The sequence below is a fragment of the Geobacter pickeringii genome (assembly GCF_000817955.1).
In the GTDB taxonomy this organism is placed as follows: domain Bacteria; phylum Desulfobacterota; class Desulfuromonadia; order Geobacterales; family Geobacteraceae; genus Geobacter; species Geobacter pickeringii.
On sequence record NZ_CP009788.1, the window covers coordinates 1979072 to 1993073 of the forward strand.

11 protein-coding genes are annotated in these 14002 nt (G+C 58.5%); 3 read left to right on the forward strand and 8 right to left on the reverse strand.

Translation table 11 applies throughout. The features are described from left to right. Position 1: 1 nt before the first annotated feature. A complete protein-coding gene (locus GPICK_RS08935; protein ID WP_039742374.1) occupies positions 2–1018 on the reverse strand; it encodes a biotin--[acetyl-CoA-carboxylase] ligase in 1017 nt (338 codons plus the stop codon). Continuing rightward, entirely contained in the window at positions 1015–1845 is an 831-nt protein-coding gene (nadC, locus tag GPICK_RS08940) for a carboxylating nicotinate-nucleotide diphosphorylase (RefSeq protein WP_039742377.1), read from the reverse strand. The genes GPICK_RS08935 and nadC overlap by 4 nt, the downstream gene beginning before the upstream one ends. Positions 1846–2066: 221 nt before the next feature. On the opposite strand from nadC, the gene GPICK_RS08945 reads away from it, so the two are divergent. From GPICK_RS08945 to GPICK_RS08955, 3 genes are all read left to right on the forward strand, one after another. Continuing rightward, positions 2067–3335: a GGDEF domain-containing protein gene (locus GPICK_RS08945; RefSeq protein ID WP_236685511.1), complete on the forward strand. Its 1269-nt coding sequence runs from the start codon at positions 2067–2069 to the stop codon at positions 3333–3335. Then, positions 3332–3859: a tetratricopeptide repeat protein gene (locus tag GPICK_RS08950; RefSeq protein WP_039742380.1), complete on the forward strand. Its 528-nt coding sequence runs from the start codon at positions 3332–3334 to the stop codon at positions 3857–3859. Before GPICK_RS08945 ends, GPICK_RS08950 begins: the two co-directional genes overlap by 4 nt. 221 nt (positions 3860–4080) lie before the next feature. Then, on the forward strand, positions 4081–6423 hold the full coding sequence (locus GPICK_RS08955) for an HD domain-containing phosphohydrolase (RefSeq protein ID WP_236685512.1): 2343 nt from the start codon (positions 4081–4083) through the stop codon (positions 6421–6423). Here the strand turns inward: GPICK_RS08955 and prsR are convergent. The 6 genes from prsR to GPICK_RS08985 all read right to left on the reverse strand — a co-directional run bounded on the left by prsR (position 6371) and on the right by GPICK_RS08985 (position 13998). Continuing rightward, positions 6371–7738, reverse strand: a complete 1368-nt coding sequence (prsR, locus tag GPICK_RS08960) for a PEP-CTERM-box response regulator transcription factor (RefSeq protein WP_039742382.1) — start codon at positions 7736–7738, stop codon at positions 6371–6373. The two genes, GPICK_RS08955 and prsR, sit on opposite strands and share 53 nt — an antisense overlap. A 15-nt stretch (positions 7739–7753) precedes the next feature. Beyond that, positions 7754–9814, reverse strand: a complete 2061-nt coding sequence (gene prsK, locus GPICK_RS08965) for an XrtA/PEP-CTERM system histidine kinase PrsK (protein WP_039742384.1) — start codon at positions 9812–9814, stop codon at positions 7754–7756. Positions 9815–9842: 28 nt separating this feature from the next. Then, the gene (locus tag GPICK_RS08970; protein ID WP_039742387.1) at positions 9843–11129 is read right to left on the reverse strand and encodes a nucleotide sugar dehydrogenase; all 1287 of its coding nucleotides are present in this window, start codon (positions 11127–11129) and stop codon (positions 9843–9845) included. 329 nt (positions 11130–11458) lie between these two features. Further along, positions 11459–12100: a GNAT family N-acetyltransferase gene (locus GPICK_RS08975; protein WP_039742390.1), complete on the reverse strand. Its 642-nt coding sequence runs from the start codon at positions 12098–12100 to the stop codon at positions 11459–11461. An 11-nt stretch (positions 12101–12111) separates the two neighbouring features. Next, positions 12112–13680 (reverse strand): class I adenylate-forming enzyme family protein, encoded by a 1569-nt coding sequence (locus GPICK_RS08980; RefSeq protein ID WP_039742392.1) that lies wholly within the window; start codon positions 13678–13680, stop codon positions 12112–12114. Between the two features lie 27 nt (positions 13681–13707). Beyond that, positions 13708–13998 carry an acyl carrier protein gene (locus GPICK_RS08985; RefSeq protein WP_039742396.1) on the reverse strand — a complete coding sequence of 97 codons (291 nt, stop codon included), beginning with the start codon at positions 13996–13998 and terminating at the stop codon, positions 13708–13710. Positions 13999–14002 lie beyond the last annotated feature (4 nt).

Consider the following 14002-nt stretch of genomic DNA (forward strand, 5'->3'; position numbering starts at 1 on the left):
CCTATTCTTCAACGGTGACATCACCGGAGAGGATCCGTTCCGTCCCCCCATCGGCAGTCTGGAGCAGCAACGCACCGATTTCGTCGATCCCCGTGACAACCCCCTTCACACTCCCCTCGCCGATCGCCACGCTCACCCGCCGCCCCATCACGACGCTCCGGGAAAGCCAGGCCTGCCGCAGCGGTTCGTACCCCTCGGAACGATACCGATGGTAGAGGCGGTCAAGGGATTCGAGGAACGCCCGGAGGAACCGAACCCGCTCCACTTCGCCGCCCCCCTCGATGGCCAGTGAGGTGGCGGGGTGGCGAAGGCTGGCCGGAAACTGCTCACGGCGCATGTTGATGTTCACTCCGACGCCGAGAATAATGAACTCGACCCGCTCGGTTTCGGCACTCATTTCGTTGAGGGTGCCGGCCACCTTACGGCCGTTGATCAGGACATCGTTGGGCCATTTGATGGCGGGGACAAGGGGAGTGGTTCGCTCTATCGCCTCGGCCACCGCCACTGCAGAGAGGAATGTCAGTTGAGGCGCATGATGCGGTAGTATCGCCGGACGCAAGATGACGGAGCAGTAAAGGTTCACTCCCTGCGGGGATTCCCAGGCCCTGCCAAGCCGCCCCTTGCCGCGGCTCTGGGAATCGGCGATGACGACGGTTCCTTCCGCGGCGCCTTCCGCGGCAAGCCGGTAGGCGACAACATTCGTGGATTCCGTTTCGCGAAGGCAGACAAGGTGTGAGCCGACACTCTCCACACGGAGCCCGGCAGAAATTTCGGGGGGGGTGAGAATGTCCGGCGAACCGATGAGCCGGTATCCCTGGGAGGGAACCGCAGTTATCTGGTATCCGAGATTCCGGAGGGCCTTGATATGCTTCCAGACTGCGGTGCGCGATACGTTGAGGTCTTTGCTCAAGGTTTCGCCGGAGACGATCCCGCCGGAAGCCTCACGAAAGATCTCCAGGATCTTTCGATCGATCCCCCGATCGTCCCCCTCCGCCGCACGAATCGCGTCTCCGGTCACACAGCCTCCAGCAGCATCGAGATATCCATGGCACGGGCCGAGTGGGTAAGAGCTCCGACACTGATGATGTCGACGCCCGTCTCGGCGATTCCGCGTACCGTCTCCAGATTCACGCCGCCGGACGCCTCGACGAGCGCGCGTCCGCCGATCATTGCCACGGCTTCGCGCATGGTTTCACGGGTCATGTTGTCGAGCATGATGATATCGGCCCCCGCCTCCAGGGCCTCGTTCACCTCGGCGAGCGTCTCGGTTTCGACCTCAATCTTCATCGTATGGGGAATATAGGCACGAGCGCGGCGGACGGCTTCGGTGATCCCGCCAGCGGCGGCGATATGATTCTCCTTGATCAGAACCCCATCGTAAAGACCGGTGCGATGATTGATCCCCCCCCCCACACGCACCGCATACTTTTCCAACACCCGAAGCCCGGGCGTCGTCTTGCGGGTGTCGACGATACGCGTCGTGGTGCCGCGAACCGCTTCCACAAACCGCGCCGTCAGTGTGGCGGTTCCGCACATCCGCTGGATCAGATTAAGGGCAACCCGTTCCCCCTGCAGCAGCAGAGACGAATCCCCTTCGAGCTCCGCAATGAGGTCTCCGGCCGAAAGGCGCGCGCCGTCCTCGAAACGCGGGGTGAAACGGATAGTGGAATCAAGCAGATGAAAGACACGGGCCGCAACGGCAATCCCCGCCAGAACCATCGGCTCTTTGGCAACGAGCCGGGCCCGGGCGGGACGGCTACCGGGAACCACTGCAAGAGTGGTGATGTCGCCGGTGTGAATATCCTCCCGGAGGGCATCTTCGATGACTTTGTCAAGACCGATCATGGGGAGCTCCATATGCAGCCAAATTTCAGCCTTATATAGCACAGGACGCGGTTCCCCGCAACCGCAAAGGGAGCGGCCAGACGCGAGTTTTCACGACCTTTTGTTGACTTGCCCTCCCCTGTGGAATAGTATTGGACAGCTTGTATGCAATGGTCTGCGGAAGGCACCTGTACGTGAAAACCGATCAACCACGCACCCGTTTCACCATAGTCCAGAAACTGATGGCAAGTTACGCGGCGATGCTGTTCTTCGCCACGGCGGCCCTTGTCTACTCCATGTTTGGCCTTTACTCCCTCAACAGGACCGCCAAGGAGATCGCCCGTTCGGACCTGTTCGCTATCAACACCGCCAGCAAGCTGCGCGAACTGATGCTGGCCCAGGAACGATTCGCGGGGAAATATGTCATCCTCAAGAGTGATGAATTCCTGGAGCTTTACGGCAAACGGCAGGGAGAGTTTCTCACCCTCCTCGGGGAGCTTGGCACGCGGGACAACAACGGCAGTTTCCGAGCCATTGTGCAGGCGTACACGCGCTATCGTTCGGAGGTCGAGCGGGTCATCAGCACTTACGGCAAAGATGAACTCCCCGCGAAAAACGAGGCGGATGCAGTGGTTACCGCCATTGACGAGTTTTCATCTTCCCGTCGCAAGCTGCTCGCCGACAAACTTGCGGAGGCAGACCAGCGCGAAACCGACACGGTGCGGTTCAGTCTCATCCTTTCGTTTTCCGGCATCATCCTGGCCCTCACCGTCGCCCTGTTTACCGTCCACACCATTTCCACCGCCCTCAGGAAGCTGAAAAAGGGGATGCACCGCATTGCTGAGGGAGATTTTGATTACGATCCGAAGATCCCGACGGGAGACGAAATCGGGGCACTCTCCGAAGATTTCATCCGGATGGGAAAAAAGCTCAGGGAACTGGAGCAGATCAGTCTCGATGCAAGCCCTCTCACTCGCTTGCCGGGCAATATCGCCATCGAGCGTGTCCTGAACAAGCGGCTCCAGTCCAACGAACCATTTGCTGTCTGCTACGGCGACCTCGACAACTTCAAAGCCTATAATGATCGCTACGGCTACATAAAAGCCAGCGAAGTGATAAAATTGACCGCGGAACTGATTCATGAAACCGTTAAGGAGCTCACCAGGGGGAACTCCTTTGTCGGCCACGTCGGCGGCGACGACTTCGTCATGGTCGTTGGCTCCGACCTGGCAGCTCCGGTCTGCGAAGAGGTCATCGCCCGCTTCGACACCTTCATCCGAACGCAGTACAGCGCAGAAGATCTTGAAAAAGGGGCAATCGAAGGGGTTGACCGTTACGGCATCTCCCGCACCTTCCCCATAATGAGCATTTCCATCGCCGTCGTTGTCTGCCAGGGAGGAGAGTTCCGCTCCGCCGTCGACATCGCCAAAACAGCGGCGGATATCAAGGATTTCCTGAAAAAATCACCGGGAAGTACCTACCTGGTCAACCGGAGACAAGGTGCCCGATGAAGATTGTCCGTTTTCTGATCCTGGCCGTCACCATACTTTCACTCTCGGCATGTGCCGTCGTCCAGAAGACGATCGAGGTGCAGCGGCAACGCTCGCTCCAGGAAGAGCGCCTCGAAAAGGCCCTGACACTCCTGCAGCGGGGCGACAGCGACGGTGCGGCCGAAAACCTCCGGGCCGTGGTGGCGGCAAAGGGGATCAACGGCGTGACTGACGAAGCGCTTTTTCGACTTGCGCTTCTGACGATACCTGAAGAATTCGACCGTGAGGAGATTGGCCGGGCATCGAACCTCCTCGAACGCCTCCGCAAGGAGTACCCCGCCAGCACCTGGACCGCCCAAGCGGCATCTCTTGCCTCTTTTCTGACTGACTCTCCCCGCCGCCTTCAGGCGTCCACCGAACTTCGCCGCCAGATCAAATCCCTTAAAGACGTGAACCTCTCACTCACCCGCGAGAACAAGGAACTTCGTCTGAACATCGAGAAGCTCAAGAGCCTCGATGTCGAGCTGGAGAAAAAGACCAAGTAGAGTAGTATTATGTCAATATTTCCGACAGCTACGACCGCCCCTTTCAGGAAATTTTTCCACTTTAAAGCCCCGTCTCCGCTTCTCTCTCAATAAACCACCCAGATTACCCCCATCTTTATTCGCCTTTTTTCCTTGGCACCTTTGTTGCTTCTAATCATCAACGCAAAGATGAGCCGCAGCATCTTCATTCCTTCCAAAACGACCTATCGAGCGGGTGCGCGATGATGCAGCTAGCCGACAATCTCCGTCTCTTTGAGAAGAAATTCGCCATACTTCAGGAGATTTCCACCGCCTTGGTGGTGACTGACAACATCAACGCCGTCGCCAACCTGATGCTCGATCTTGCGGTCAGTTATACCGAAGCGGAAAAAGGCTCGCTGATGCTCCTCAACGAGCGGGAGGAACTCACAATCCTGGCAGGGCGCGGGGTGGACGCGCTCTTTCAGAAGAGCTATCGCGCGAAAATCGGCGAGGGAATCGCCGGGGTAGTCGCCCTCAACCGCATGCCTGTCCTCGTGGAAGACATATCAAAAGAGGCCAAGTTTCGCGGAATGACTCACGATCGTTACAAGACCCAATCTTTCATCTCCTGTCCCGTTGTCAGCAAAAATAAGCTGCTCGGCGTCCTCAACATAAACGACAAGCTCGATGGTTCACCGTTCACGGAAGACGAATTCTCGCTCATCAAGATCATTGCCAACCAATCGGCCATTGCTCTGGAAAACGCCATGCTGGTGAACCAGCTCCGTTACAAGGCGGCGGAACTTGAGGGGATAAACCGGAAACTGATCGAAGGCGACATGGTCAAGACGGAGTTCATCACCAGGGTCTCACACGAACTGCGCACGCCGCTCAATTCCATCAAAGGATCGGTCTATTACCTGCAGCAGTCGGAGCGACTCACCCACCGGGAACAGCAGGACTTCTATGACATCATCACTGGCGAAACGGACAAACTGATCACCATAGTGGAAAATCAGCTCGATTTCCTCCGTTTCGAAGACGAGACGATGATCATCAACAAAACCGTCGTAAGTCTCAGGGATGTCCTGAACGAAGTCGTGGCGGCAAAGAGCCTGCGAACCATGCTGTCGCGCCAAGGGATCGCAGTCGAGATAGCGAGCACCGATGACGTGCCGGACATCGTCGGAGACAGGATCCGGATCGTCCAGTTTTTCATGAATATGATCGAGGGACTCAGCCACTACCTCGAGCGCGGCGATACCGTCGCGGTTTCCGTCAGCGAGAACGACCAAGTCGACGTGGCAATCAAACTTCCCCGAAAACTGCCGGACAACATCCTCCCCTTCCTCTTCTCCTCGAACCATCTGTTCCAGAGCGATTATCCGGATGAGAAGCTCAAGCTTTACCTGGCACGCAAGGTCATCGACCTTCACCGCTGGGACCTGACCGCCAGCAACACCTCCACCGGCATGGTCGTCTCTTTGGCGATTCCCCGAAGCTCCCGTCAAAAGGCGGATGCGGTCCTCAATACCACCATCGACCTGTTCCTTGAGTTCATCGCCGAGGTACTCGACCTTAATATCTGTTCCATCATGCTCTGCGATGAGCTTTCCGGCGACCTCGTCATCAAGAGCGCCCGGGGGCTTGACGATTTTCTCATGAAGCAGACAAGGGTAAGACTCGGCGAACGGATAGCCGGGTGGGTGGCGCTTGAAGGGAAGTCTCTCTTCATCGAGGATATCGAGAAAGACCCGCGCTTCGGCCGCAGGAACGTCCCCCAATACAACGCGAAATCCCTGATCTCGCTCCCGCTCAAGGTAAACGACAAGGTCATCGGGGTCCTGAACCTCAACAACAAGCGCTCTTCTGCCCCGTTTACCACCCAGGACTATGATCTCGCGTCACTGCTCGGCGAGCGGGTCTCATACTTCATCGAACGGCTTCACGCCGGCGAGCAGCGGGAGGACGACTATCGGCAGTTGGTGACCTCCCTCGACAGCCTCATCACCGCGGAAAAGCGATATCACAAGAAAGATCCGTTCCTGCCCGAACTGACGGCGGAAATCGTCAGGCGGCTCGGAGTGAGCGAAGATATCCGGCGGGACGCCCTCTACGCATCGATGATTTACGATCTCGGGCTGGTGCTGCTGGAGGATGGGGTGCTGAACAAGAAGGAAGCGCTCCTCCCCTCGGAGCGGAGCACCCTGAAAATCCACCCCTACACCACCGTGGGGCTTCTCGATTCATTCGAATTCTCTGAGGAAGTAAAGCGGGGGATTCTACATCACCACGAGCGCTTCGACGGCAAAGGCTACCCCGATGGCCTCGCGGGAGAAAATATTCCCCTCGTTTCACGCGTATTGGCCGTCGTGGATTCATTCCGAGCCCTCACGAGCGACAGGCCGTACCGGCTGGGAATCAGCACCAAGGAGGCCCTCGACCGGCTCAGAAACGATGCGGGAACCGTCTACGACCCACGTATCGTCGACATCCTCTCAACGATTATCGAAGGCCCCCGGATCAAGAAAGTGACGACTCCCGTCAAAATCAAACAGTCACGCCATGCTTCTTCAGTAAGTCATAGAGGGTCGGCCTGCTGATACCCAACTCCTCGGCAGCCTTCGCGATATTTCCCTTGTTGTTCATGACGGCTCCCTGGATCATTTCCCGTTCGACCCGATCCCGCGCCTCGCGCAAAGTCGTCGCATCTGCAGATGCCGCCCTCGCTCCCGCCGGACGCTCGGTGAACCCGAGATCATCGGGCTCAATGACCGACGAGGATGTCATAAGTACCGCCCGCTGCACCTTGTTCTCCAGTTCGCGCACGTTGCCCGGCCACGAATAGGTTTCCATGAATTCGCGCGCCGCCGGGCTGAAGCCCTTGACTTTCTTCTTGAAATCATTAACAAAACGCTTCAGGAACAGGTTTGCCAGCAGCATCAGATCATCACCGCGTTTCCGCAACGGGGGGAGCGTGATGGTCACTACGCCAATGCGGTAATAGAGATCCTCGCGAAACTTTCCCTCCTCCAGTGCCCGTGCAATGTCGATGTTCGTGGCGGCGACGATCCGCGCATCCACCGGAATATTCTCTCTCCCCCCTACCCGCTGGATCACCTTTTCCTGGAGAAAACGGAGCAGCTTGACCTGGAGGTTCAAGGGGAGTTCCCCAATCTCGTCCAGAAACAGCGTCCCCTTGTGGGCATACTCGACCTTCCCCTGTATTCGGGTGTGGGCTCCCGTGAAGGCCCCTTTTTCATGACCGAAAAGCTCCGACTCCAGAAGGTTCTCCGGAATGGCGCCGCAGTTGATCGGTATGAACGGGCCGTTTCTGCGAAGGCTCATGACATGGATCGCCCGGGCCACCAGCTCCTTGCCGGTACCGCTCTCCCCGAAGACGAGCACCGAGATGTCGGAAGCCGCCACCTTCCGGATGGTGGTAAAGACGAGCTGCATCTCCTGGCACTGGCCGATGATCCCCTTGATGTCGCTCTCGCTCCCCTCAAGGGCAGTCTGAAGCCGACGGTTCTCGTCCTCCAGGGTCTGGAGGTGGAAGGCCCGCTTGACAATAACCTTCAGCTCGTTCAGATCGATCGGCTTCTGGTAAAAGTCGTAGGCTCCCATCTGAACCGCTCTGACGGCGTTCTCCCTGCCGTCGTTTCCCGTGATGACGATAACCTTCACATCGGGGGCGATCCGCAGCATCTCCCCGAGGCAACGGAACCCCTCTTCGGAGGTGTCTTCCTGGGGGGGGAGCCCGAGATCGAGGGTCACGACCTGGGGTCGCTGCTTGCGAAACAGTTCGAGCGCTTCATGGGCATCGCCAGCCATGATGAGGGAATATTCCTTGCCGATTCCCCATTTGAGCTGCTTGCGGATATCTTCGTTGTCGTCGACGATGAGCAATTTATCCATGGCAATCCCCGTTCGCTATGATGATAGTTGTGACTGCAGCCATACGGTGAAAGTCGTCCCCTCTCCGACGGCACTCTCCACCTCGATCCATCCCCCATGGGCTTCCACAATCTGCCGGCATTGATACAGGCCGATTCCGAGCCCTTTCTTCTTCGTGGTCCTGAATGGCGTGAAGAGATCCTTGTGCAGAAAATCCTCGGCAATGCCGCAGCCCCGGTCCGCTACCCGGAAAAACGGCCCGCTCCCCTCCCCCACCGTCACCGCCACCGGCCCCTTCCCCTCCGTCGCTTCCAGAGCGTTCACGATCAGGTTCAGCACCACCTTCTGGATCTCTTCCCGATCGACCCAAGCCGAGACCTGACGCCCTTCAACGGCAATCTCCCCCTCACTGGCCACCAGCGAGCGGGCCTCCGACACCAGTTGCAGCAGATCGACGGCTTCCCGCTTCAGCGAGAGCCTGTCCGGAAGATTGCTCAACTTTGAAATCAGAACCTTCATCCGGCCGACCGTATTGGAGAGAGTGGCAAGCATGTCGCTCTGGAATTCGGGGTCCCGCAGATGGTCTTGAGCATTTTCCACGGTAAGCGACAAGGTATAGACGAGATTCTTGAGGTCATGAAGGATGAATGCCGACACCTTCCCCATGACTTCCAGTTCCTTGGCCTGCAGAAGTTCATCGGCCAGCCGCAGGTTGCGCAGGGCCGAGGACGCCTGGCGCCCCATGGTCTTCATCAGGTCGAAATCCTCGTAGAGATACTGCTCCTTCGGGTCGATGGGACGGCCGAGGGCGACGATCCCTTCGAGAATGCCGGAGTTGAGGAGCGGAACGAGGAAGATGATGCCATCTTCAGTGAGCCTGCGATCGATATCGGGATCGTTGAACCGCGGCTCCTCATCCCTGAAGTCCACGACCCACGACCGTTCCTCCAGCGGCAGAAGAACCGGCTCGTGGGCGGTGAAGAAAATCTCCGGCCGGGACAGACCGACCCCTGCGGCCCAGCGGAACCCTCCCCCCTCTCCGCCGCGCACGAAGAGCGCCGCACACCCCATGGCAAAAATCTCGCAATAGCCGACAAGGACCGCCTCCCGGAGCTCGTCGCCACTCTTGGCGACAGTGAGCCGGTCGGTAAACTGAAGCCACTGGGTTCGGTAATCGTATTTGCTCTGATAGAAATTCTTGTGCAGGAACACCTTGATCTTGCGCTTCGCCGTTTCGGAGAGCAAGAGCACCAGCAGGGCGACGCCGGCGATGAAGGCCAGCGCCACAGCCAGGGCCCGCTGCCCCGACTCTCCGAAGTACTTGAGCCCCTCCCCGAGTAATCCGAGCGCAATCAGGTAGAACCCGACGGCTACCAGCACCACCGACTTGTACGCCATGCTCCGGGAAACGGCAATTCTCGCCCCTCCTCCCCGGAAGATGAGCGAGTAGAACATCATGGCCACGGCGAGAATGAGCATGACCGAGCGAACCGGCATCAGATTCATGTTGACGGTTCGATAGAGCAGCGCCTGGCTGTAATAGAAGACCAGAGCTGAAAGAAAACTGACTGCCCCGATGAAGTCGAACTTGATCACCCACCGGGACGACAGCGAAGCTCCGCGATACGTGGCTTCGAGATTGACGAGGGCCAGCACGAAGTATACGAGCAGCCCTCCGTAAAACCAGAAACCGGCATTGGAAAGAAAAAGGACCCGCTCAGCGGCAAAATCGGGGGAATAGAAGAAAGATTCGGCCGGCAGCACCACGACGGCCGCGGGAAATGCCAGAGTACCGACGAGGAAAAGCCGCTGCGGAAAGGGGGCATGGCGCCCCCCCAGTTCACGGGAATGGGTGAGACTGAAAAGAAACCAGGCGGCCGGCAGGACCGATTCCGCCAACAGCGCAAAGCGCTTCCAGTGGAATGTCGCGGCGGGGAAAACGATCGCCAGAAGATCACTGGCCTCAAGAGCAGCAGAAATGAAAACCGCGGCGACGGTGGCATAGGTGGCAAAGGTCCGCCCCCCCCGCCAGACGACGAATACGCACCACACCAACGCCAGAGAGATTGCGATCGTAGAGACAACGATCTGCACCATTGCCGGTACCCGCCTTTAGCTTGTCAGTTCAGAGTCTCCAGAACCGGATTCCTGCCTCACGAACCGCCTGCGGATCGAAAATCCCCTTCACATCGATGAGAACCGGAGCATCGCCCATGAACCTCTTCAGGTCGGCCACGCCCAGTGAACGGAAATCGTGGTGGGCAACGGCGACGATCACCGCGGCGGCAGGGGTGAGTCCGTCGAAGGGCACAGACCTCACGCCATACTCATGCAACGCCTCGTCAGGATCGGCCAACGGATCGTGAACCTGCACGTTGATCCCGTAATCCTGCAGTTCGCGAATGATGTCGATCACCCGGGAGTTGCGCAGATCGGGGCAATCCTCCTTGAAGGTGAGACCAAGCACCGTCACCGTGCTCCCGAGGATGCAATGTCCCGCGTGAACCATCTCCTTCACCGCCCGCTGGGCGATGAACTTCCCCATTCCGTCGTTGATCCGCCTTCCGGCAAGGATCACCTGGGGGATGTAGCCGATCTTCTCCGCCTTATGGGTGAGATAATAGGGATCAACGCCGATGCAGTGCCCCCCCACGAGCCCCGGCCTGAACTTGAGAAAGTTCCATTTGGTCCCGGCCGCATCGAGCACATCGTTCGTATCGACGCCGAGCCGGTCGAAAATCAGGGCCAGCTCGTTCATGAGGGCGATGTTTAGGTCGCGCTGGGTGTTCTCGATCACCTTCGCTGCCTCGGCTACCTTGATGCTGGAAGCACGGAAGACGCCGGCCGTCACCACCGACTCGTAGACGCGGGCCACCACATCGAGGGTTGCCGCATCCTGCCCCGACACCACCTTCCTGATCTTCGTGAACGTATGCTCTTTATCACCGGGATTGATCCGCTCGGGGCTGTACCCGACCGTGAAATCCCGGCCGCACCGCAGCCCCGAAACCCTCTCAAGGATGGGAACACATTCATCCTCGGTAACGCCGGGATATACCGTCGATTCGTACACCACGATGTCGCCGGACTTCAGCGCCTTGCCGACACTCTCGGACGCCTTGAACATGAGGGTCAGATCGGGCTGGTTTGCCTCGTTGACCGGCGTCGGCACCGCGACGATGTGAAAATCGGCCCCACGCAGGTCATCGATTGAATCGGTGTAGAGAATATCGGCCTCACCAAGCTCCTCAGCGGAGACCTCGCCGGTACGGTCGGTCCCCTTCCTGAGCTCTTCGATCCGTTTCGCATTGATGTCGAACCCGATCGTCCTGCCGGTCTTGCCAAAGGCCACTGCAACGGGAAGACCTACATAGCCGAGGCCGACGACGGAAATCACACGTCCTGTCTGCATGGATTCTCCTTGCCCTCAAAATTAACATTCGTTATGTCGATAAACTTTACACCAGCTCCCACCCGGAGACAAGGATGGATCGGTAGAAATAAATATATGTCCTGATTAGCGCTAATCTTCCGCTGGACCCTTCTCCCTGAGGGAGAAGGTGGCCGAAGGCCGGATGAGGGGATAGCAGCTCTGTTATATCAGCCAGTTCCACCTCACCCTAGCCGTCTCCCTCAGGGAGAGAGGACGGTCTGCCTTTGTAGCGGAAGAATGACGCTAATCAGGATATAGGTGTCAGCCGGCATCGGAAGCTTGCAGAATTACGGAGGGGGCGCAATGACTCACTTGGGGATGAATCTCGCTGCCAGCGGGCCACGGGGAAAGGTATACTGACCGAAGGGATGGCGCAGCCACAGGTAAAACGAATCGGTCCTCTCAAAACCGAGCCGTCGGGCTGTGTTCAGCATGGGGGGGTTGTGCAACGCGATATCGGTGAGACAGCAATGCAATCCACGCCCCTTCGCTTCGTCGATGAGGGCAATGAACCCGTAGGGGTAGAGGCCATGCCCACGGCATTCCTCTTTGGTGAAACTCCTCTCGACGGCAAACTCGCCCTCCTCCAGCAGCATAAAATGGTTGATCATGTCTTTCCTGCCGGTTATCACCCAGAGATAGAACACGACCTCCTCGCGGCGCTTTCCCACATAGAGGAGGTCACCCCGACGGAGTTTCTCGAGATAGAGCGCTTCCTGCCTCTGCACATCAAGTCCCGAATCTCGGGCCATGGCCCGGACGTCCGCCTCACCGCCGAACCCAAAATCAACTTCCATGCGCATGCGCGGCAGGGGCGGCGGTTGCCAGCAATGCAGGTCAAGCGACAGCAACTCGATTTTTTCAAGCCATCCGATGCGGCCCACATGCCTCTTGAGCCCCCGGTAGTGCCGGGTGTTGATAGCCTCGGCAAAGCGCGCGATCAGATCCATTGAGGTCACCATCAGGCATCGGAGGCAAGACGCTTCTTGTCAATCTTGCCGCTGGGGGTCTTGGGGAAGTCGTTCCGAAACTCCACGTATTTCGGGATCATGAATGGTTCGAGCTGCTTCGCGCAGTGCCGCAGCAGTTCCGATTCATCCGCGCATCCCGAGCCGTTGCAGACAACGAACGCCTTTACTGCCTGCCCGAAGATATCGTCGGGGACACCAACCACCGCCGCCTCCGCGACCCAGGGGATCCCGCAGAGCACATTCTCGATCTCACGCGGGCTGACGCGCTCACCGCGGGTCTTGATCATGTCGTCCCGGCGACTGACGAAATAGAGGAAGCCATCCTCGTCCTTGCGGAACAGATCGCCCGTATGGAGGTACGCCTCACCGCGGTAGCGCCCCGGACGAAATGTCCGCGCGGTCTCCTCGGGACGGTTCCAGTACCCCTGCATCACATTGGCTCCCCGCACCACCAGCTCGCCGATCTCGCCGGGACCCAGCTCCCGCCCGTTCTCGTCCAGGATGAACACCTCCTCGTTGGGAATGGGGATGCCAACCGATTTCGGCCTTCGCCGCAACTCCTCGGGGGGGAGGTACGACACCCGCTTGCACTCCGTCAACCCGTACATCGAATAGATCGTCACATGGGGAAACAGTTCCTGGAGCTGCTCGATATAGGAAACCGGCAGCGCGGCCGCCGTATTGGTCATGTACCGGAGGGAGCCGCAGTCGAAACGTCCCAGGTTCTCCATCTGGAGCAGGATCGCCACCATGGTCGGAACAATCGGAAACCCGGTGACCCGCTCGGCCACCAGCGTCTCCATGACCTTATAGGGATAGGCGAACGATTTCTCCAGCACCACCGTGCCACCAAACAGACAGCTCATCAGAACCTGATAGAGTCCGTAGTCGAACGAAAGGGGGAGCGTATCGAGGATAATGTCGCATTCGACGTTCTTCAGGTAGCTGGAGATGCTCCGGGCGGCAGCGACCATGTTGTAGTGGGCCGACATGACCCCCTTCGGTTCACCAGTGGAACCGGAGGTGTAGATGATCGTCGCCAGATCGACGTCGACAGTTCGAATCCGGCCCAGGCCGGCAGGACTCACCGGACGGGTGAGGACATCGGCCCAGTCGAGTGAATGAGCCGTGCCATACCTGCTCCGAAGAGCCTCCGGACCGCTTCCCGTCCGCCGGCACCAGACAATCTGCCTGACATCATCGGCCCCGACGACCGCCTCGCTGACGATGTCTTCCCTCGCTTCATGGGTGATGATCATCCGTGCACCGCAATCCTTGAGGATAAAATTGAGCTTGTGGCTCTTCATTCCCGGATTGAGAAGCACAAAAATCCCCCCTGCCTTGAGCACGCCATAGAGAGAAACGACCGCCTCGGCGGTGTTCTCCAGCAGAATCACCACCCGATCCTGCCGATTCATGCCCAGATCGACGAGGGTGGCAGCGAGGCGGTCCGACCGCTCATCCAGCTCCCGGTAGGTGAGTCGCTCTCGCCCGCTGACGAGGGCCACCTTGCCAGGGAGGCGCGCGGCTGAATTTCGCAGAAAATCATGAACGAGCATTGTCGACCCTCCTGACGCAGACCAGCGTCACGCACTGGCGACCGGTGCCAACCGTACCGACCCCTCGCCGGATGAACCCCCTTTGCTGTTGAGAAATGCCACGATGTTGGCGATCGAGTCGAAATTCTCCGGCACGAGCTCTTCATCCCGCACTTCGATGCCGAACTCATTTTCGACGAACGCGACCAACTCCAGGATTCCCGTTGAATCGACAAGCCCTTCCTCGACAAACGACGTGTCCGGGCGAAGTTCCCGCTCTTCGCCGAAGAGAAAATTCCGCACGATAAATTGTCTGATTGTCTCCCCTACTCCTTCCATGGTT